19 protein-coding genes are annotated in these 19,408 nt (G+C 48.9%); 7 read left to right on the top strand and 12 right to left on the bottom strand.

The features are described from left to right. The first annotated feature begins 104 nt into the window (after positions 1–104). Positions 105–3,071 (top strand): SusC/RagA family TonB-linked outer membrane protein, encoded by a 2,967-nt coding sequence (locus tag Q1B04_RS09730; RefSeq protein WP_299758613.1) that lies wholly within the window; start codon positions 105–107, stop codon positions 3,069–3,071. Between the two features lie 19 nt (positions 3,072–3,090). Next, a complete protein-coding gene (locus Q1B04_RS09725) occupies positions 3,091–4,443 on the top strand; it encodes a RagB/SusD family nutrient uptake outer membrane protein (RefSeq protein ID WP_299758611.1) in 1,353 nt (450 codons plus the stop codon). A 46-nt stretch (positions 4,444–4,489) separates the two neighbouring features. On the opposite strand, the gene Q1B04_RS09720 is transcribed toward Q1B04_RS09725, so the two are convergent. From Q1B04_RS09720 to Q1B04_RS09705, 4 genes are all read right to left on the bottom strand, one after another. Then, on the bottom strand, positions 4,490–4,891 hold the full coding sequence (locus Q1B04_RS09720) for a DUF2007 domain-containing protein (RefSeq protein ID WP_299758610.1): 402 nt from the start codon (positions 4,889–4,891) through the stop codon (positions 4,490–4,492). Positions 4,892–4,899: 8 nt separating this feature from the next. After that, on the bottom strand, positions 4,900–5,124 hold the full coding sequence (locus tag Q1B04_RS09715) for a CDGSH iron-sulfur domain-containing protein (RefSeq protein WP_299758608.1): 225 nt from the start codon (positions 5,122–5,124) through the stop codon (positions 4,900–4,902). Between the two features lie 143 nt (positions 5,125–5,267). Beyond that, entirely contained in the window at positions 5,268–6,074 is an 807-nt protein-coding gene (locus tag Q1B04_RS09710; protein ID WP_299758606.1) for a hypothetical protein, read from the bottom strand. A gap of 265 nt (positions 6,075–6,339) precedes the next feature. Further along, positions 6,340–8,781, bottom strand: a complete 2,442-nt coding sequence (locus Q1B04_RS09705) for a GAF domain-containing protein (protein WP_299758604.1) — start codon at positions 8,779–8,781, stop codon at positions 6,340–6,342. A gap of 240 nt (positions 8,782–9,021) precedes the next feature. Between Q1B04_RS09705 and Q1B04_RS09700 the strand changes: the two genes are divergently transcribed. Further along, positions 9,022–9,651 carry a hypothetical protein gene (locus tag Q1B04_RS09700; RefSeq protein ID WP_299758602.1) on the top strand — a complete coding sequence of 210 codons (630 nt, stop codon included), beginning with the start codon at positions 9,022–9,024 and terminating at the stop codon, positions 9,649–9,651. 82 nt (positions 9,652–9,733) lie between these two features. Here Q1B04_RS09700 and Q1B04_RS09695 read toward each other — a convergent pair whose 3' ends face one another. Then, positions 9,734–9,910, bottom strand: a complete 177-nt coding sequence (locus Q1B04_RS09695; protein ID WP_299758600.1) for a hypothetical protein — start codon at positions 9,908–9,910, stop codon at positions 9,734–9,736. A gap of 175 nt (positions 9,911–10,085) precedes the next feature. On the opposite strand from Q1B04_RS09695, the gene Q1B04_RS09690 reads away from it, so the two are divergent. From Q1B04_RS09690 to Q1B04_RS09680, 3 genes are all read left to right on the top strand, one after another. Continuing rightward, entirely contained in the window at positions 10,086–10,700 is a 615-nt protein-coding gene (locus Q1B04_RS09690; protein WP_299758598.1) for a deoxynucleoside kinase, read from the top strand. Between the two features lie 233 nt (positions 10,701–10,933). After that, complete coding sequence (locus Q1B04_RS09685) at positions 10,934–12,595, top strand: Zn-dependent hydrolase (protein WP_299758596.1); 1,662 nt, start codon at positions 10,934–10,936, stop codon at positions 12,593–12,595. Positions 12,596–12,976: 381 nt separating this feature from the next. Beyond that, positions 12,977–13,189, top strand: a complete 213-nt coding sequence (locus tag Q1B04_RS09680; RefSeq protein ID WP_299758594.1) for a hypothetical protein — start codon at positions 12,977–12,979, stop codon at positions 13,187–13,189. Between the two features lie 85 nt (positions 13,190–13,274). Here Q1B04_RS09680 and Q1B04_RS09675 read toward each other — a convergent pair whose 3' ends face one another. The 6 genes from Q1B04_RS09675 to Q1B04_RS09650 form a co-directional block, all read right to left on the bottom strand. Beyond that, positions 13,275–14,420: an FAD-dependent oxidoreductase gene (locus Q1B04_RS09675; protein ID WP_299758593.1), complete on the bottom strand. Its 1,146-nt coding sequence runs from the start codon at positions 14,418–14,420 to the stop codon at positions 13,275–13,277. Positions 14,421–14,423: 3 nt separating this feature from the next. Further along, positions 14,424–14,675: a hypothetical protein gene (locus tag Q1B04_RS09670; protein ID WP_299758592.1), complete on the bottom strand. Its 252-nt coding sequence runs from the start codon at positions 14,673–14,675 to the stop codon at positions 14,424–14,426. After that, on the bottom strand, positions 14,651–15,325 hold the full coding sequence (locus Q1B04_RS09665; RefSeq protein ID WP_299758591.1) for an alpha/beta hydrolase: 675 nt from the start codon (positions 15,323–15,325) through the stop codon (positions 14,651–14,653). Before Q1B04_RS09665 ends, Q1B04_RS09670 begins: the two co-directional genes overlap by 25 nt. A 372-nt stretch (positions 15,326–15,697) precedes the next feature. After that, complete coding sequence (locus Q1B04_RS09660) at positions 15,698–16,099, bottom strand: SPW repeat protein (protein ID WP_299758590.1); 402 nt, start codon at positions 16,097–16,099, stop codon at positions 15,698–15,700. An 8-nt stretch (positions 16,100–16,107) separates the two neighbouring features. Next, positions 16,108–16,668 (bottom strand): vitamin K epoxide reductase family protein, encoded by a 561-nt coding sequence (locus tag Q1B04_RS09655; protein ID WP_299758589.1) that lies wholly within the window; start codon positions 16,666–16,668, stop codon positions 16,108–16,110. A gap of 147 nt (positions 16,669–16,815) precedes the next feature. Next, positions 16,816–18,288 (bottom strand): amino acid permease, encoded by a 1,473-nt coding sequence (locus Q1B04_RS09650; RefSeq protein WP_299758588.1) that lies wholly within the window; start codon positions 18,286–18,288, stop codon positions 16,816–16,818. A 295-nt stretch (positions 18,289–18,583) separates the two neighbouring features. On the opposite strand from Q1B04_RS09650, the gene Q1B04_RS09645 reads away from it, so the two are divergent. After that, on the top strand, positions 18,584–18,784 hold the full coding sequence (locus Q1B04_RS09645) for a hypothetical protein (protein ID WP_299758587.1): 201 nt from the start codon (positions 18,584–18,586) through the stop codon (positions 18,782–18,784). 12 nt (positions 18,785–18,796) lie between these two features. On the opposite strand, the gene Q1B04_RS09640 is transcribed toward Q1B04_RS09645, so the two are convergent. Continuing rightward, positions 18,797–19,282, bottom strand: a complete 486-nt coding sequence (locus Q1B04_RS09640; protein ID WP_299758586.1) for a hypothetical protein — start codon at positions 19,280–19,282, stop codon at positions 18,797–18,799. Positions 19,283–19,408 lie beyond the last annotated feature (126 nt).

Raw genomic sequence — 19,408 nt, 5'->3', positions numbered from 1 at the left:
AAAATGATATAGTTGCGTATTTATACCCTAGCATTCAGCCATTGCGAGATAGAAGTATATGGTTGTGACATAGATGTTTATCTTCAAAATTTAAATCCTGCTCTATGAAAAGACTTTACCTACTAAAGCTGCTTGTATTGCTGCTTTTTCTGGTGCCATTTGCCTTGTTCGGACAAACCACTGTTCGAGGCACTGTAACTGATGCCGGATCTGGCAGGGCTTTGCCTGGTGTGAGTGTGGTGGTGCCGGGCACTACTGTTGGCACAAACACTACCGCCGACGGCGATTACAGCATCACGCTGCCCACGGCATCCGGCAAAATCACTTTCTCCTTCCTGGGCTACACTTCCCAAACCTTCGACATTACACCGGCAGTTACACAACTGGACGTCGAGTTAAAGGAAAGCGTAACCAGCCTGGATGAGGTAGTGGTAACCGGCCTGGCCACCACCGTGAAAAGAGCCAATGCCGCGAATGCCGTCGCTACCATTAACACACGCGAAATAACCGGGATTACCACCCCGCAAACCATGGATGCCGCCATAAGCGGTAAGCTGGTGGGCGCCAACGTGGTGTCTAACTCCGGAGCGCCTGGTGGTGGCATCGCCATGAAACTGCGCGGCATCACCTCAATTTTTGGGAATGCGCAGCCGCTGTACGTGGTAGATGGCATCATAGTGGATAACTCCAGTATATCGGCTGGCCTCAACGCTGTGACTAATGCCGCAGGGGGTGGTAGTTCCTCTAACCAGGATAATGCCTCAAACCGAATTGCAGACCTTAACCCCGATGACATTGAAAGTATAGAAGTGCTGAAAGGGGCATCGGCGGCGGCTATCTATGGTTCTCTTGCCTCTGCTGGTGTGGTTATCATCACTACAAAACGCGGAGCTGCCGGTAAAACATTGGTTGATTTGTCGCAGGATGTGGGCATTGCACGTGTGGCAAAGCTGCTGGGTATGCGCACCCTGACCGAAGACCGTGTAGCAGCCTCTTTCGGAGCTGATGCAGTACCTGCTTTTGTGGCAGCCCGTGATGCCGGACGCATTATAGATTACGAAGAGGAACTGTATGGTAACACAGGTATGCTCTACAACACGCGCCTGAATATTAGTGGCGGTAACGAGCGCACCCGCTTTTTTGTAGGAGGCCTGATTATGGATGAGGAAGGCATCATTGAGAATACCGGCTATGAGAAAAAGTCGCTGCGCTTTAACCTGGACCATACTATTTCTGACCGTTTTGACTTTAGCCTGAGCACCAATTACATCAACTCTACAGCAAATCGCGGGCTTACGAACAATGATAACGCCGGTGTTTCTTTTGGCGTGGCGCTTTCGTCTACCCCAAGTTTTGTGGATCTTTTCCCGGATGAGAACGGCCTTTACCCTGATAACCCTTTTGGCGCCTCTAATTTTCTGCAGACCCGCGACCTGATCACGAACCAGGAAAACACCGACCGCTTTCTAGGTGGCCTTACCCTGAACACGCAGCTGCAGGAAAGCTCCATGAGCAACACGAAACTGGTTGTTCGGGCCGGCCTGGACTTTTACAACCTGCGCACGCGGGCGCTCTTCCCAAGGTTGCTGCAGTTCCAGGCAAATGGGCGGGGCACCAGCGGCGCATCTATACTTGGCAACAACTACAACCTGAACACCAACTTTGCAGCTTTCCTGGTAAACAACCTGAGCCTGTCTGATGATACGTTTTTCCTGACATCCACTTTGGGCGCTACCCGCGAGAACTTTAACCAGGACCAGGTGCTGAACGTGGCGACACAGCTGATCGGCACACAAACCAACCTCGACCAGGCAAGTGCTGTTTCGGTGGAGCAAACACGGTTGGAGGTGCGCAACAAAGGCTTGTTTGTGCAGGAGGAGCTGAACTGGCAAGACCGAATAATTGCAACTGCTGGCTTGCGTCTTGATAAATCATCGAACAACGCTGATGTGAACGACTTTAATGTATTCCCTAAGTTCTCCTTGGCCGCAAACCTGGCAGAGTTCGATTTCTGGACTTACGATAATGTGAGCCTCATGAAGCTACGCGCCGCTTACGGAGAGTCAGGTGGTTTTCCGCCGTTTGGCGCTAAATTTACCTCCTTGGTTTCGTCTAACACAGGCGGCTCCGGCGGTTTGCTTACCAACACACAACTAGGCAACGACGAAATAGAGCAGGAGCGGCAGAAGGAATTTGAGACAGGGTTTGACATAAGTGTGCTGAACAACAAGTTTTTGCTAGAGGCTACTTATTATGTCAAAACCGTTTCGGATCTTATCGTATTTCGTAGCGTGCCCTCTTCTTCGGGCTTTACAACAGAGGTTTTAAATGCCGGTGAGCTGCGTAACAGAGGCGTAGAGCTATCCTTGAGTGCAAAGCCGATTGAATCAACTAATTTTAAGTGGGACTCTAAAACGAGCTTCTGGAAAAACGTGTCGGAGGTGACGGAGCTGAACGTGCCGGCTTTCCCGCTGGGTGCATTCGGTAGTACGCTCGGTACCTTTTTTATAGAAGAAGGCGAGTCGGCGACACAGATTGTAGGTATACGCGGCGATGAGGGGGTGGTGCAGCTAGGCAATGCCGAGCCGGACTTCCAGATGAACTTCCATAACTTCTTCACGGTAAAGCAAAACTTCACCTTCTCTTTTCTGCTGCACTGGAAAAAAGGCGGCGACAACATTAACCTGACGCAGCTACTCACCGACCTGGGCGGTACCACTTTTGATTACGATGACGACGACAACGGAGATGGAGTGGCTAATGCGCAGGAGCGGATAAACGCGCTGGGTGTTTCTGCTGAGCCATTTGTGCAAAACTCATCTTACCTGCGTCTCCGCGAGATAGGTTTATACTATAATGTGCCAATAGCCTTTCTGGCTGGCAATTTCGGAGGGGTTGTCCGCTCGTTACGGGTAGGAGCCTCCGCCAACAACCTATTCACCATCACCGATTATGACGGCTATAACCCGGAAGTTTCCAACTTTGGCGGCAACGGCCTCTCCACAGGGGTAGACGTAACGCCTTTTCCGGCTTCCAGGCGTTTCTTCTTCCATTTCTCAATCGGGTTTTAATCTTTAAAGTATGATTCTCATGAAAGACTATATAGAGCAACTAAAGTATAAGCCTGTGGCGGTGCTGCTGGCAATGGCCCTCGTGTTACCGGGTTGTGAGATAAACGAAATCGGAGACCCGAATAACCCCACCATCGAATCGGTGTTGGAAAATGCTACGATTGATGACCTGAACAACCTGGTGGTTGGCACTGAGTCGGGGATGCGCAACGTTTTAGGTACTTATTATGATGATGTAGGCGTGGTGGGGCGCGAGCATTACCGCTTTTCCGGGGCAGACCCGCGTTTTACCTCTGATTTGCTTGGGGCCGGAAGTGCCGTGTTGGACAATAACACCTTTTATACTACCAACCCTTGGGCGACGCGCTACAGGGTCGTTAAAAACACAAACATCCTGATTGGGGCTGTTAACAATACTGATTTGATTTCAGAAGAGCAGGCGCAGAGCTATCTAGGCTTCGCTAAAACCATAAAGGCACACCAGCTGCTCATGAACCTGACTTTGATGAATGAGAACGGTATACGCCTGGATGTAGATGACCCTGAGAACCTGGGGCCAGTGGTGAGTAAAACAGAGGCTTTAACAGCTATAGCTGCTCTTTTGGATGAGGGGCAGGGGCATCTGCTAAACGCGCCCGGAGTACTGCCGTTTCCGTTATCAAGTGGTTATAATGATCTGATTTCCAGCTCCGACAGGACTGTGCTTACCTCAGGCGAGTTTCTGGAGTTTAACCGGGCCTTGGCTGCGCGTGTAGCAGTGTACCGCGAGAACTTTGCCGAGGCCTTAACTATGCTGGAGGCTTCTTTCTTCGGACTGGACCAGCCGTTTGAAAAGGGCATATACTATGCGTTCAGTACCTTGCCCGGAGATCAATTGAACCCGCTGTACACTGCGCCTAATTCTGCCGGCGAGGTGCGTATTGCGCACCCAAGTTATATTGCCGATATCGCTCCGAATGATGACCGGGCCTCGAAAGTTTCGTTGCGGGATGCGCCAGCTACACAAAGCGGCCTGACGGGGCAATACGACGTGGCGCTTTATGCCACCAATACCGATCAGGTACCGATTATCCGAAATGAGGAACTTATACTTATTTACGCGGAGGCAAACATCCAGACTGGTAACTTTGAAGAGGCCGTAAGGGCATTGAACGTGATTCGTACCGGGCACGGGCTGCAGCCTTACGCAGGGCCGCGGACAGAGCAGGCGCTGCTGGATGAGATGCTGGAACAGCGCCGCTACTCCTTATACTTTGAAGGTCACCGCTGGGTAGACATGCGACGCTACGGCCGCCTAGACGAGCTGCCGATTGATAGGGTTGGGGATGATGTATGGGAAAGCTTCCCGATTCCGTTTGCAGAGAACTTATAGGTAGCAATTAATAAATAAGAAAGGGAGCCGCAATAGGCTCCCTTTCTTATTTACGCCCTTTCCAGGTGTGGCTGCAGTTGTAGCAAGTATACCTGCGGCTGACAAAAGGCAACGGAAAACCGAGTTCGCCCACATTGTCAGAGCCGCAGTTTGGGCACGTTATGGTGCGGGTATATTCCTGCGTAGGCGGCGCCATTTCTATCGTGTCGTAGTCAAACTGGCCAGACCCTTCCTGAATGCGGGCAAGTATGGCTCGGGCTTCTGCTACATCGCCCTCAGTTACTTTAAGCTTTACGCCTCCCACTGCCACTGAGTAGAAGGGCTGCACGCCCACAATGTGCTCATCTCCTAAAAAGCAAAGTATGCCCTCTGCCTCCAGGCGGCCTTTCAGGATGTGTGCTTCAGTAAGCTCATTAAAGGTGGCAATTGTTACCAGGCGCTCTGCCATAGGTTGTATTATTTTTTAGGCGGAAGATCAAACGCTTCGGCATTATGCTCAAAATGCCCTTTATGAGATCCGTCGCAGAAAGGCTTATTGCTGGAAAGGCCGCAGCGGCAGATCGACACGAGCGTACGCCCGCCCAAACCGTAGCTGTTTCCCTCTTTGTCTACTATCTCAAAATCATCGCCCTCTACGCGCACCGACCCGTTGCTGAGTACTGTTAATTTCGTTTTTGCCATGGTGGTATATTGTTTTGTATCCCAATATACTGATTTATGCTGAAATCATTGCACAAACACCACTACCAACTGGCTAGGTGTAAAACAGCAGCGGCCCCTAGCTAATGCCAGGAGCCGCTGTTGTTAATGTAGCTTCTTTATGCTTAGTTGCTATACAGGTACTTAAACGTCTGGCTTTTGCCGTTCGGGGATACCGCAGTTTGTGTAAGCGGGTAGCCGCGCTCATCGTACGTGTACGTGTAGCTGTATTTGTAAGTCTTTTTGCTGTTGTGCACCACTGTAGACGATGCTACCAGGTTGTTAGGGCTGCTGGCGGCACCAGGCTCGGCAAACGACAGGAAAGGGTTTACGCTGGAGTCGAAAGAGTTGGTTGTGGTAGAGAAAAGCTTGGCTTCGTTGTTGTCGTCTATCACGTACTGCTTCTCCTGCGTGTAGTTACCGTTTGGAAGCACCTCATACTTGGTGTAAGACTTCAGTTTTTCCTGGTCTGCTTTGTCCTCACCTTCAAAAATGGATTTCTTCTCCAGCTTCTTGTTTGAGTCGTACTCGTAAGTGGCGTAAGCAGTGTACTCCAGTTTGCTGCCGCTGTAATAAGCCATGTTGCTCTTGGTCAGCTCGCCGTTCGTGTTGAAGGTGAAATTCTGCTCCGATAGCAAAGTATTGCTGCCGCCGGCGTAAGTGCTGCTTTTTACAATACGTCCTTTTGAGTCGCGCTGATACTTTTCGTAGCTCTCCAGGTCGCCTGTTTCTACATCAAAATGATTTACCTGGCTCAGCTGCTTGCCTGCAAAGTTGTAGGAGGTAAGCTCAGCAGAGTCTGCCATAATATGAGAGATTACTCCCTGCTCCAGCTCCGGCTGGATTGATTCATTTTCCTGCTTGTCGCAAGAGCTAAACGCCACCACACCTAACATCAGCATGGCAGGCATAAATTTGTTTCTCAGTTTCATTGGGCTAAAAGTTGATTTGATGAAACAACACTTACCGGATGCCTATATCCTGCAAGTCCCCCTGAGAACGCAATCTCTTTTTAAAAAATTGCACTTGATGTGAATAAATCTTTAAAAGGGTAATAATGTTGCAACCTGTGTATAATGTGTAAATATCTGTTAGTTAGAGACTTTAGTTAATATTGAGTGCCATAATGTGCAGTTGAAAAAAGTTTTAAAAATTAGATAAATATTATATTTAAGATATTTTATACTTAAGCTTTTCTCAGTTAAGGCTGGCAGATTGCGCTATGTTCAGGAGCTCATCGCCGGCATCTATATTATGGCGCAGCTCCTCTTTCAGGTTTACTGTTACGCGCAGAGCCTTTAGCCCTTGCACCCCTTGCAGGTCCTCCACCTCCAGGTGCTCAATCTCGTCTTCTATGTATCCCTCTGACTGCAGAAAATCAAGGTAGCGCTGATACTCCTGCAAAGCTTTCTGCTGGGTATACACAATCGCGATTTTGCCTGGCTGGGTCAGTCGCTCCTCGGTGCCGCGCACGTTTGCCTTATCAATCCGCTTTTTAATGATCTCGTAGCTGATGTTGTTGGCGCCGTCCACGTCAAACTTCTTCTCATCCAGCCTGTACCGGATAGAGATAGGGTCGGAGTGGACAAGTATGAGCTGTGTAATTTCGAGCGGCAGTTTAAGGCTGGCGCGTAACTTTTGTATGCGGCGGGCAATCTCGCAGGTAAGCATCAGCTGCCATAGGCGCATGTTTTTGAGGTAAATCGGCTGGAAGTCTCCGGAGCTGAGTAAGGAGGCGCCAATGTAGATGTTGTAATCAAGCCCATCTGTCTTATACTTCTCAAAATAGTGCGGGAAAATCTGCTGGGCCTTCTCCTCCTCACGGTCCAGAAAGCTGGAGATTGTCTCGTTTATCATGAACAGGCTTTCCTCGTAAGCACGGCGCTTGTTGTAAACGGCTCTGTAAGGGTTGTTGATGGCAGACCGGTATACTTGCACTGCCTCTGCTGCAGATGCTTCTTTCCTCAGAAAGTAATCGAAGAGAGGCTCTATCTCAGAACGCAGAAAATCAAGTATAACCACCTCGTCGCCGGAGCTTAGCTCATGCAGTATGCTTTGCGAGAGCTTGTCGATCTTAAACATCAACTCATCCAGTATAGGCAGCGGCATTTTGTCCTTCACGGCAAGTATAACTTCTTTGGCCAGCACCAATTGCTCCAGCAGGTCGCCTTGTATGGCTTTGTTGCGTTCTGCGGCAGAGCTGCGGATGTCGGACGAGCCGTAAATTGGGAAAATCTCCCTGAAAATGATCTGTTCCGTTTCGGGGCTGCTGTTACGCTCCATTTTCTCGAGCAGGTTAATAGCCGCCTGTGTAAAGCGCCACTCTACAATAGGGTGTATGGCAGTATACTTTTCCTTGATAATGCTTTGGATGCTGCTGCGAAGCTCTTCCAGGCTGCGGTTCATGGCCAGGGCAAACAGAGGCAGTATCTCCTTCAGTTTTATAGTTGAAAGGGCGTTCAGTTCTCCCGGAATGGGCGAGGCCAGCTCCATCAGTCCAATTGTGGTGCCTTCGTACTGCAGCGGGGCTATAATGAGGTTGCGCAGGCCCAGCTCCAGCAGCTTCTGCTCCATACGCGTAGGGTGCGGCATCACTTTCAGGTCTTCTACCACTACGGTGTTGCCCTGTTTCAGTACTGGCTCATAAATCGAGTCCTTCAGATCGTTTAAAGAAAGCTCGCAGTCTTGCGTAAGGATGAGGCCAGTCCAGATGCGGCGGGCGTAGCTGGTGTCGAACTCGCGCAGGTTAGGGCAGGAGGCGAAGCCGAGCTGAATGCCGGGCAGCCCGAAAAGCACGCGCAGCTTCTGCTGCAGGCTCATAAAACCTTCTTCTGTACTTACAGAGTCTTTATCCAGCAGATCAAAACGGAGAGAGGAGATGGTTTCCTCTAGCGTTACATCTGTAAAATCGTAAATGGCAAAGCCGCTGAACTCAAAATCTTCCGGCGGCAGCATCTGCATCCAGAGGTCAAGGTTGTTGTAGCGGTTTATCAGAAAGTTTATCTGCTGCGGTTTCAGCGGTTTTATCTCCCCCTTCGGTTTTACCTGCATAAACTTCAGGTCTACATCTACCTTATAGTGGCGTGGCAGGCCTGTAAACTTATCGTGCACGGTAAACACAAAGGGCTCATCAATAACAAAGTTGGCGTTGTAAAACTTAGCCAGGATAATAGTATAAGCTTGCAGTGTGAGGCGGAAAAGCAGTGTTTTCCGGTCCAGGGCCAGTTTCTCTGATGAGTTGTTGCCTTCCAGCAGCGCCAGCTCCTCCAGCTTGGGTGTGGCGTAAAAGCTGTGGAACCGGAATGGCACCGACACAGCTTTGAGGTCGTTTTCCCACAGTGCCCCCGGAAAAATATCTTCCATCAGCACGTCAACGGTGTCCACATACTTGTCTATTACCGACACATCCTGGATCGGGCCGATCAGCTCCGGGGTGTTCCGGAGAAGGGTCATCAGGTCGCGGATGCGGTCGGCGTTGCAGCTAGGGTCGTTTTTTATTTTCTCCTCCCAGTAAGAAATAAGCGGAGACAGGCTGAGCGTGGTTTTAAACGGAAAATCGTTTGTGCTCAGCTTTACGTCATCGTTGCTGCTCATGGAGACTACCGTCTCATGAAAATTACCTTTGGGAGTTTTACTCATACACTATGCTGTTGACAAGCCTGTGAGGCCGTACTTTACTTTAACGGTACTACTAAGTATTAACGAGGTTTAAGCTCAAAAGTATGGTAGAGCTGCGCGCGATTGCTGTTAAGGTTTTGTTACCTGCCACTTAACCGGTTAGCCTTTACAACAGGAAATTTATCCGGCAAAGAATATATTTCTGGCACAATATTTACGGGATATGCCTGTTAAAGTTTATAAGCATAATTCAGAATTACTATGAAGAAACACCTGAAACTAGTGCTGGCCATTGCCCTGACTGTGATTACGGCCGGTATGGCACAGGCGCAGTCGCAGCTGGAGCGTGACCTGGACGACCTCCGCACCTGGATGCAAAAACGCAGTACGCAGGCGGATAGCACCATTGCCGCAGAGTGGCCTACCGTAAAAAAAGAGTTTGAGGAGCTGACATACAGTTTGGATAACAATACTAAAAAGCTATCAGATAAGTCCAGAAGCGAGTATAACGACTACAAACAGCGCTACGAGGCATGGGAACTGCGGCACGAAGGGGAACTGGTAGACCTGGATGGCCAAGAGCTGGAGCGCTGGGAGCGTGAGCTAACAGGCACTTCCACTATCAGCAAAATAAAGCCGGTGCACCTGCGAGACGCCTTTACCCGTGCCCTAGAGTATACCCGCGGCTACCGCCAGGACTGGAGCCTGAAAGATTGGTCTTACGCTGAGTTTGTGGTGGGGGAACTGAACACCCGCAAAACAGAAGTGCTTGACTTGCTGAGCACAGGCGATAAAATTAAGATCGCAGCGTTGCAGGTAGAGTTTGCAACGCTAAAGAAAAGCCGCGAAGCCAAAGATGCGTATGAGGACAGAAAAAAGGACAGGCGCTAAGTTATTTTCGTAATCAAAAAAGCAGCGAGCCCCGGCAGTTTATACTTCTGCCGGGGCTCGCTGCTTTTTAATGGATTATACTTTAAATAGCGTTTTTACCCTTTGTGCCGCCCGACTGTTCTTTGTTCTCGTTGCGGCCCTGGTTTGGGCTTTTGTTCTGCTTCTGGTCCGTCAGGTGGCGGTTTTCCTTTTTGTCGTCAGAACTTTTTGCAAATGGTTTGCTCTGTTTGTTTGGATCCTGATTATGTCCTTTTGTCATAGCTTTCAAATGTTTGGTTGATATGTAAGTGTACGGCAGGCTGGAAGGGAAGTTAAACTGAAGTACAAGTATAGCATTTCGCAAATGTTAATAACCTGGTGGGGAACTTGTAGATAAAGCTGCTTTAAAATCGCTTACTTTTGCAGTCCTATTGTATTAAAAGTTACAGATTACCATGCATATCGCGATAGTTGGCAACATTGGCGCCGGCAAAACAACGCTGGCCACCAAGCTGGCCCAACACTTTAACTGGGATTTATACCTGGAGGCAGTGGACAATAATCCCTACCTGAAGGATTTTTATGAGGACATGGAGCGCTGGGCTTTTCATCTGCAGGTGTTCTTCCTGAATAGCCGTTTTAACCAGGTGCAGCAGATACAGGCAACCAGCCAGAGCGTAATCCAGGACCGTACTATTTACGAGGATGCGCATATCTTCGCAAAAAACCTGCACCAGTCCGGCCTGATGAGCACGCGCGACTACGACAATTACCACGCGCTGTTCCAGTCGATGATCAGTATGGTGAAAGCGCCCGACCTGATGATATACCTGAAAGCTGACCTGCCAAAGCTGATCGGGCAGATTGAAAAACGCAACCGCGATTACGAGAGCAGCATCAGCATTAACTACCTGCGCAACCTGAATGAGCACTATAACACCTGGATGAGCAATTATGACTTGGGTAAGCTGTTGGTGATAGATGTAAATAACATGGATTTTGTTGCCAATCCGGAAGATTTGGGCAGCATTATTGAAAAGATACAGCGCGAGTTGTTCGGCCTGTTTTAGACCTAAATTTATACTTACTTATACTTCTGAGAATGGGGAGCGGCTGCGGTTGCTTCCCATTTTTGTTTAAGAGATGATATAATCTTTTAAAACTCAAAAGAACTAGCGGCACCTGAAAGCATCTGTCTGAAGTGCTGAGTCTAGTTACTCTAACTCCTTTCTTAACGCTCACTTTTTGCCATAAGCGCAAAAATCTGCTATCTTCAACATTAAAACTAACCTTAAACTAACCCATGAAACCACGCCACATACTTTTTGCCTCGGCTATGGCTGCGGCAACTTTTGGCTGCAGCAGCAACACCACCGAAGGTACGGAAAACACTACAGAGGCTGTCGCGACTGACGATCTGCAGCAAAAACTGGATACTTATACATCGGTGCGCCTTACAGCCGACCTGAGTAGCCTGAGCGAGAATGAAAAGAAAATGATTCCGCTGCTGATCGAGGCATCTGACATCATGAACAAGCTGTTCTGGTACGAAGCCTATGGCAAAAGAGACTCTCTGCTAACAACACTTGATAACGAGGCTGCCAGAAAGTATACACAGATTAACTACGGCCCCTGGGACCGCCTGAACAACAACGAGCCGTTTATACCAGGAGTAGGCCCTAAGCCTGAGGGCACCAATTTCTACCCGAGTGATATCACAAAAGAAGAGTTTGAGCAGGCTAACTTAAGCGACAAAACCAGCCAGTATACTTTTTTACGCCGCGATGAAAACGATAAGCTGATGACGGTGCCTTATCATGTGCAATTTAAGGAGGAAGTGACGCGTGTGTCAGAGTTGCTGAAGCAGGCTGCCAGCCTGGCTGAGGACGCTGGCCTTAAAAAGTACCTGAACCTGCGTGCTGAGGCCATGCTAACAGATAATTACCAGCCATCAGACCTCGCCTGGATGGACATGAAAACCAACAAGCTGGATATCGTCATCGGGCCGATTGAAACTTATGAGGATAAGCTCTTTGGCTACAAAGCCGCGCACGAAGCCTATGTGCTGGTGAAGGATATGGAGTGGAGCGACCGCCTCTCAAAGTATGCCGCTTTTCTGCCGGAGCTACAGCGCGGCCTGCCGGTGCCAGCCAAGTATAAAACTGAAACGCCGGGCACAGACTCTGACTTAAACGCTTACGATGTGGTATACTATGCCGGCGACAGCAACGCGGGCAGCAAAACGATTGCCATCAACTTGCCTAACGACGAGGAAGTGCAGCTGAAGAAAGGCACGCGTCGGCTGCAGCTCAAAAATGCCATGCAGGCCAAGTTCGATAAGATCATGGAGCCGATTGCGGAGGAGCTGATTGCAGAAGACCAGCAGCAGTATGTAACCTTCGACGCATTCTTTGCCAACACCATGTTTCATGAAGTGGCGCACGGTTTGGGCATCAAGAACACTATCAATAATAAAGGCACCGTACGCGAAGCCCTTAAAGAACACGCCTCTGCGCTGGAAGAAGGCAAAGCTGACATTCTGGGCCTGTACATGATTACGCAGCTGCATGAAAAAGGCGAGGTAGCAGGCGACTTAAAGGAGTATTACACGACCTTCCTGGCCGGTATTTTCCGTTCTGTTCGTTTTGGTGCGGCCAGCGCACACGGTAAGGCAAATATGGTGCGTTTCAATTTCTTTAAGGACAACGGCGCTTTTGAACGTGACGAGGAAACCGGCAAATACCGCGTGAACTACGAGAAAATGCGCGAGGCCATGAATAAGCTTTCGGAGAAGATACTGACACTGCAGGGCAACGGAGATTACGCAGGCGTAGGTACGCTGCTAAACGAGCAGGGGCAGATCAGTCAGCAACTACAGGCTGACCTAGACAGGCTTTCTGAAGCCAACATTCCGGTTGATATTGTTTTTGAGCAAGGCACAGATGTACTTGGCTTGCAGAAATAAGGTATAGCCGAACTGAGTTATACTTTAACTTATAATCCATAAGAAGTAAAGCAGTCGGGCCCAGCCAAGTATGGCTGGGCCCGACTGCTTTATATATAGCCATACTTATTTTTTGAATTATGCTTATATTAAGTATAAACAGCGCAATGTAGGCTCAATAAAGCTGCCGAAAAGAATAAAAGATATCCAAGATAAGGCAACTTCTAAGTGAACTCTTGAAAAAATTTTAGTGAAAAGACCCTACAAATTAGTTAATAAACTGATTCTAAATGGAAAATCTTAAAAAGCAGTAAAAACAGCAAAACTTAAACCCTTTGGGAAGAGTATGTTAGGGGATGTTTAATTATTTATAAATCAATTGTTTAAAGAGTGAAGCCTATCATGAAGAGTTTCTATGATTTTAACCGGAGCAGCCCTCAAGAGCGCCAGGAACAGTACAAGTTTTATCCAGAGATGGCGCTATTTCACATAGCCCTTCGCGAGGAGTTAGGGGAGGAGGAGTACGCTGCCTTTTACAACGCCGAGCAGGAAGCGCAAAAACGCTTTCTCACCACCATGTCTCATCAAAACACTGCTAAATGGGCAACAGCTTAGGTAAAACCAAACACAGCAAGTAAAGAGGCAGCCGGTATCAGATAACGGTTGCCTCTTTTGTTTTCAAAGTAAAACCTATACTTATCTATACCTGCTGCAGCACCAAGTCAGCGCCTTCCTCGCCAACCAGAGACCCGATGGCAATTCCCATACCACCTAGCCGAACGGCACAGCTCACACGGTTGGTTACTTGCTGCACAAGCGTCGTTTTAGCGTTTCCGGTACCTATGCCCATAATGCCGCTCCAGCGGTGCTCTACCTCAAACGGAGTCTCCGGAAGTATAACCTGATGCAGCAGCTCTTCCAGCCTGTCCTGAATCAAGGTTGTCATGCCCAGTTCCGTTGTAGTTTCCGCTTGAATAGCCAAATTTCGGCCCCCTCCAAAAAGCACCCGCTTGCCTATGTTACGGAAGTAATAATAGCCTTTGTCGTAGTGGAAAGTTCCTTTAAGTTTAAGATTCTCAATGGGCTTTGTGATAAGAACCTGCGCGCGTGCAGGCTGTACCTGTAAGGTAGGCAGCAGTGTTTGGGCAAAGCCGTTGGTGGCAATCAGCACAGCTGTAGCTTTCAGGTAGATACCTTGGGCTGTAACCGCACCCACATCCTGCTTGTTTTCCTGCAGCGCCTGTATTTCCAGGCCATTTAGTACCAGCACGCCCAGTTGCTGCACCTTCTGGGTAAGGGCCAGTATCATCTTGCCTGTGTCTATTTGGCCTTCGGCGGTGCTCAGAAGCAGGTGCTGCACTCCCTTAAAACCAAAGGAGGAAATTTTATGGTCTGCGGATTGGAACACTTCCTGCTCCCCGATAATACTCTTGAGCTGATTATTTAAGTAGGGCAGCTTATCTAAGCAAGCCTCGTAGAGTTCCTGCTGCCGTGGCTCAAATAATTCATATCCTCCCCAGCGGTGGTAATCTATGGCAGTATCTCCCAGGTTATGGCGCAGGCGCTGCAAACCTTTCCAGCGGCGCTCCACCAGCCCGAAAACCTCGCTTTCAGAATGATGCTGCAGATCGTCGAGCAACTCAGAGGGGCTGCCGAAACAGGCAAATCCGGCGTTTTTTGAGCTTGCCCCGGTGGGCAGCAGGCCGCGTTCGGCTACCAGTACTTTTAGCTGTGGCTGTTTCTTTTTCAGGTGCAGGGCAGCGTTTAACCCCACAATTCCACTGCCAATAATCAGTACATCAAGGTTGTTAAAGTATGTTTCCTGTTCCCAAAAGCTTAGTTGCATAGGCTAATTGTCTGTCCGGAAGTATGGATGGTCGTAATTTCTGGCCGATGTTTCGTCCAGTTGTTCAAAGTGCGTCAGCATGATTTCGCGCTCGCCACTATTCATCGCTTTTACAAAAACTCCCTCAGGGGTTTCGTAAATCGCGTAGTTGTGCTGCCCAAACGGATAGAGGTTGTTGCTGCGCAAAATGATGGCTTGGGTAAGGTCTACCTGCTTCCCATCTGTGGTGGTCACGATGTATCTGCTTTTATCCATGTCTCTTCTAATATGCGGCTCAAGATAGCACTTATTTCGTCAGCCTGGTGCAGTACCATCAAATGCTCTCCGCCCTTTACTTTGATGATGTCTGTACGGTCGTGCAGCGGCAGTATGAGGTCTCGGGTGCCGTGTATCTGCACCAGCCCCGGCAGCACCTCCTGCTGTGGCCACGTCAGCAGCTGCCCCAGCGCCCAGCGTAAGAACTCCTCATCTATATCGAAAATAGCCAGCTTAAGCACATTGCGCTCGGGAGGGGTATGCGCCCCAAAGAAAAAAGGAGCTACCGGGTATACACTTTGCATCAGCCGGAAGGGCATCCAGTGGTGCAGTTTAGTTTTGCCCAGCGCCCGGTAATAGACCGGCAGTGCATGGTGAGTAGCAAGGCTTGATATGATAATTGTCTTACGCGCCTTGAGCAGCTTGGCCAGCTCAATGGCTACTAAACCTCCAAACGAGAGGCCTACCAATATCGGGTCAGGGTCTGTGATCTGCTCCTGCAGGCGCTGAACGTAGTCCTGCAAAGGCTCGTCCCGGCTGGCCGGTTTAATCCACTCCACGTGCTCATAAGGTACATAATCCGGGAGCTTCAGGAACTGAAACATGCGCCAGTCGGCCCCAAGACCGCTGATGAAGTATGCTTTGCTCATGCTATGTTTGTACGATGAGAAAGATAGAAGTTTTTCAGGAGAAGAGAATGAGAAGTATAACTTCAATTTAAACACTAAGGCCTCCGCCCATGCCTTTAAATGCTGCACTGGACTTCTCCCAAAGTATGAAATCCTATCAATCTCCTTCCTGCAAGTATAACTTCCGTTTCATCTTCCGCATACTTCCCCCGTGCTTTTTCACCATAAAGCTCATTACTTCAGTGAGTTCTGAACAGAGAATCAGGACGGTTCTGAAAAGATATGAAGATCTTTTGGGATGTCAATTATGAGGTTGATAGGCTTTGAGTAAATGCACACGCAGGTTAATCTGCTGAAAATCAAATGCAGTCTAACTGCCCAGCAAGTATACTTTTAGTTCTCCAGGTCCGTTCGTGGCTGCTTTCTGGCCTCGCGTGCATGCATGGTGTCAGCATTCCAGACGGCTGACCAGCCACCGCCATAGCTCCCATCCACTTTGCCTTTCACAAAACTTAGCCCTGTTACAAGCGCACCAACAAGCATGCTGTTGGTAGTTGCCAGGCTGTTGTCATAGCCCAGCACCCATGGCGCCAGCAGTAGCCACAGCCCAAGCGGTATGTTATAAAGGCGCGTTACGCGTGTAGCCTCCCACCACGAAATAATGGCAAAGCTTGCAACTACCGGCCCCACAATGTGCTCGTTATCTGTTATGATCTTCACGTCGTTGTAGCCAAGTATGGCAGCAGAGACCATCAGCCAGATACCTAGTATTGCATTTATAATTTGTGCCCACATAACCTTTCTTAAATTACTCTTCCCTGTACTTCTTTATAACCCCAAAAAGCCTTCCACATCGATACCTTAGCATCTTTAACGCGCTTCATATACTGCAGGCTGGCCAGCATTTCGTCCATTGCAGGGCCAATCATTACCACCGATATAAGTGCTGTGGCAAGGCAGAGGGTGCACCAGGAGTCGTACATAACTGGTTGTAGCACTACCAGCAGTACGCTTATAAAGCCCAATGGGCCAACGGCAAGGCCAAAGGCAATCACAATCCAGGGCATGGTGCGCCACCTGCGGATGCCGCCGATTACACCGGCCAGTGCATCTACAAGGTAGCCAATGGCTCCAAGGGCAGCGTCTGGAATAGGAAGTATCTGGGAGGTTTTGGAGGTAAGTATCTTACGGCTTCCATCCCCGAAAAACGGCTCCCAGACCGTATCAATTACCTTAAACTGAAAAAGCGCCAGGTAGGTGGCGATAGCAAAACCAACCATAGCTGCTATTACGATGGGCATGCGCTGGCCCCAGGTGGCCGGGTTGTAACTCCACCCTGGCGGGATACCTTCTTCTTTGCTCATATAGTTCTTTTGTGTTATTCAGGAGTTACTACGTGAGCAGCAGCAGGGCGTTTTGTTTTATAGCCAGGAGATGCAGATTACTGAAATAAACCAACTAAAAAGCCCGAAGCAAAGGCGTCGGGCTTTTTAGTTGGTTGCAAGTATACTTTACGATTTAGACCTGCCGAACCTACTGCCGAAAAGATAAAACACCGGAATCCCCAGTGCCACTATCACCAGCCCTGGCCAGGTAAACACCGGTTTGTAGATGAGCAGAATAATACAAATGGCAGAAGCCAGCAGCACGTAGAGCGCAGGCAACACTGGGTAACCAAAAGCTTTGTAAGGGCGGGGAAGGTCAGGCCGCTTTTTACGTAGTACAAATACTCCGATTATAGTCAGGATGTAGAAAAGCATTACCGCGAATACCACATAATCTAGCAAGTCGCCGTAGGTGCCGGAGAGGCAGAGCATACAAGCCCACAGGCATTGCAGCCATAGCGCGCCTGCCGGCACTCCGTTCTTGTTCAGGCGACCCATGCGCTCAAAAAACAGCCCGTCCTTAGCGATGGCGTAATATACACGGGCTCCCGAAAGTATGGCTCCATTGTTACAGCTGAAAGTAGAAACCATAATCAGGATGGCAATGGCTACGGTAGCCTTGTAACCACCAATTACTTCAGCGGCTGCGGCGGCTACCCTGTCGTTATCGGCAAAGGTGATGCCCTGGCCTAGGGCAGTGGCTGCATCTGCGGACCCGTGCATCGGAAGCACCAGCAGGTATACCAGGTTTATCAGCATGTAAACACCCATTACAATTGCCGAACCAATAACCATACTTAGTACAATTGTGCGTTTGGGGTTCACGATCTCATCGCCTGAGAAGCCAATATTGTTCCAGGAGTCGGCGGAGAAAAGTGCGCCAACCATGGCCATGCCCAAGGCCGAAACTAAAGCCATGCCGGTTGGTACAGCTGTGGAAGATCCGCTTTCGCCCCAAAAGTTGCTGAAGTTGGCTTCTATGGCAGTTTCGTTTACGCCCAGCAGCAGGCCGAAAAGTATAAGCCCGAACAGCGCAATTAGTTTGGTGCTGCCGAATATGTTCTGGATCAGCTTGCCGCTTTTTACACCTTTAGAATTTATGTAGGTTAAAAAAATGATGCTTGTAATTGCCAGCAACTGCACCGATGTAAATTCCAGCCCGCCTAAGCGCAGCAGTACGTTATCCTCGCTGAACCACGGCAGCAGCACACCAGTAAATCGCGCAAACGCAACGCCCACGGCGGCAATCACACCTGTCTGGATCACCAGAAAAAGCGTCCAGCCATATAGAAAAGCAACCATTTTGTTGTAAGCCTCTTTGAGGTACACATACTGGCCGCCCACATTCGGGAACATAGAAGACAGCTCGCCATAACTAACGGCGCCTACCATCGTCAGGAAGCCTGAGATAAGCCACACCAGCAGCATATAGCCGGGGCTGATAACGGCACGGGAAATATCGGCGGTTACAATGAAGATGCCGGAGCCGATCATGCCGCCTGTTACGATCATGATGGCGTCATAGAGGGTGATTTCACGCTTAAACCCGCTGTTGCCGCGTTCTTTCTCCTCTTTAGTGAGTTCGGTTAAATTTTGCATAAGTAGTAAAAAACGCTCAAAGTTACGCGTTTTTAGCCTTTGTTAGATAGTAATAAGCCTCAGGCTAAAATAATATCAATGTTTAATACCAAAAGGTAGATGCTCCTGATAAAGAGCATAAAAAACAGGAAATAGTTAAAGCACATTCGTCTACTTTTTAGGCGTATTCACGGATAAAATATAGTGGTTGGTATAATTAGGTAGTATTGTATGTAACAGTACTTTGCATTACATAGTACTGTATAGTAAGTTTGCAATAACAAAATAGAGTTACACAATTTAAAAATCTACCACTATGAAAATCCTCATTCTAATCGCCGCATCAATGTTTGGTTTTGGTTTTGCTGTTCAGGAGACATACCAAGTACCGGAACAAAAAGAAATCCTTGTTTTACGTGAAGCTCCTGAAGCGTTAGAAGCCCCTGTAATGGACGTGATGCTGGATACAGTAGAGATTACTGCAGCAGCAGCTCCTGAAGCGGTTGCCAATTTATAGGCAACCGCAGGGCTAAGCGCTCTGCTCCAACTGTGGGGGGCTACACGTTAGCAGCCAATGCAGGCCTTCTTTGCGGTTATTGAAATTCTGCATCTGAAGGCGCGGCGTTACCCGCAGGAAAAGATCGCGGGCAGACAATCTGCTGAACATGTTGCTGGAGTATATGTGCGCCATGTAATGCATGCCAGCACGTATAACCTGCGGCAGCCACTCAAACTCAAGCCAGTCGTTGGCCTCTGACCAGTCGCCGGTAACGTTTGCCTTGTCGTTGAGCAGCCTGTCAGGGCAATGGTAGGTTTGAAGGAGTGCCAGGTACACTTTGGCAGCCGTTACCGTATCTGCGGCTGTAACATGGCCATTCCATTTAGTCTCAATGTAGTTTTTGTGTGGCAGTAGCGTTACGAAAATATCCCCTTCCTGGTGCCTCAGTTCGATAGGCGTGGGCCAAGTTGCTATTTCCTCTTCAAATTCTGCTGCGTAAGGTGATGATGCCTTCATGAAGTATAGGTAAAAAAGTACAGTGCACCAGGAGCCTTCTTAAACCACCCCCGACAAGCATCTTTTTACGTTTGAAAGAATCAGAAGGCTAAAGCAAAGTAAATATATTTTTATACTATATAAGTA

The sequence above is a fragment of the uncultured Pontibacter sp. genome (assembly GCF_947495565.1).
Taxonomy (GTDB): Bacteria; Bacteroidota; Bacteroidia; order Cytophagales; family Hymenobacteraceae; genus Pontibacter.
The sequence above is the reverse complement of the archived record's forward strand: the minus strand, read 5'-3'. Positions and strand labels throughout refer to the sequence as shown.

Coding starts and splice junctions, on each gene's coding strand:
- Q1B04_RS09685 (WP_299758596.1), top strand. CDS start 10,934: ATGAAACCACGCCACATACTTTTTGCCTCGGCTATGGCTGCGGCAACT.
- Q1B04_RS09700 (WP_299758602.1), top strand. CDS start 9,022: ATGAAGAAACACCTGAAACTAGTGCTGGCCATTGCCCTGACTGTGATT.
- Q1B04_RS09720 (WP_299758610.1), bottom strand. CDS start 4,891: ATGGCAGAGCGCCTGGTAACAATTGCCACCTTTAATGAGCTTACTGAA.
- Q1B04_RS09715 (WP_299758608.1), bottom strand. CDS start 5,124: ATGGCAAAAACGAAATTAACAGTACTCAGCAACGGGTCGGTGCGCGTA.
- Q1B04_RS09680 (WP_299758594.1), top strand. CDS start 12,977: ATGAAGAGTTTCTATGATTTTAACCGGAGCAGCCCTCAAGAGCGCCAG.
- Q1B04_RS09705 (WP_299758604.1), bottom strand. CDS start 8,781: ATGAGTAAAACTCCCAAAGGTAATTTTCATGAGACGGTAGTCTCCATG.
- Q1B04_RS09665 (WP_299758591.1), bottom strand. CDS start 15,325: ATGAGCAAAGCATACTTCATCAGCGGTCTTGGGGCCGACTGGCGCATG.
- Q1B04_RS09730 (WP_299758613.1), top strand. CDS start 105: ATGAAAAGACTTTACCTACTAAAGCTGCTTGTATTGCTGCTTTTTCTG.
- Q1B04_RS09670 (WP_299758592.1), bottom strand. CDS start 14,675: ATGGATAAAAGCAGATACATCGTGACCACCACAGATGGGAAGCAGGTA.
- Q1B04_RS09690 (WP_299758598.1), top strand. CDS start 10,086: ATGCATATCGCGATAGTTGGCAACATTGGCGCCGGCAAAACAACGCTG.
- Q1B04_RS09660 (WP_299758590.1), bottom strand. CDS start 16,099: ATGTGGGCACAAATTATAAATGCAATACTAGGTATCTGGCTGATGGTC.
- Q1B04_RS09650 (WP_299758588.1), bottom strand. CDS start 18,288: ATGCAAAATTTAACCGAACTCACTAAAGAGGAGAAAGAACGCGGCAAC.
- Q1B04_RS09640 (WP_299758586.1), bottom strand. CDS start 19,282: ATGAAGGCATCATCACCTTACGCAGCAGAATTTGAAGAGGAAATAGCA.
- Q1B04_RS09695 (WP_299758600.1), bottom strand. CDS start 9,910: ATGACAAAAGGACATAATCAGGATCCAAACAAACAGAGCAAACCATTT.
- Q1B04_RS09655 (WP_299758589.1), bottom strand. CDS start 16,668: ATGAGCAAAGAAGAAGGTATCCCGCCAGGGTGGAGTTACAACCCGGCC.
- Q1B04_RS09710 (WP_299758606.1), bottom strand. CDS start 6,074: ATGAAACTGAGAAACAAATTTATGCCTGCCATGCTGATGTTAGGTGTG.
- Q1B04_RS09675 (WP_299758593.1), bottom strand. CDS start 14,420: ATGCAACTAAGCTTTTGGGAACAGGAAACATACTTTAACAACCTTGAT.
- Q1B04_RS09725 (WP_299758611.1), top strand. CDS start 3,091: ATGAAAGACTATATAGAGCAACTAAAGTATAAGCCTGTGGCGGTGCTG.
- Q1B04_RS09645 (WP_299758587.1), top strand. CDS start 18,584: ATGAAAATCCTCATTCTAATCGCCGCATCAATGTTTGGTTTTGGTTTT.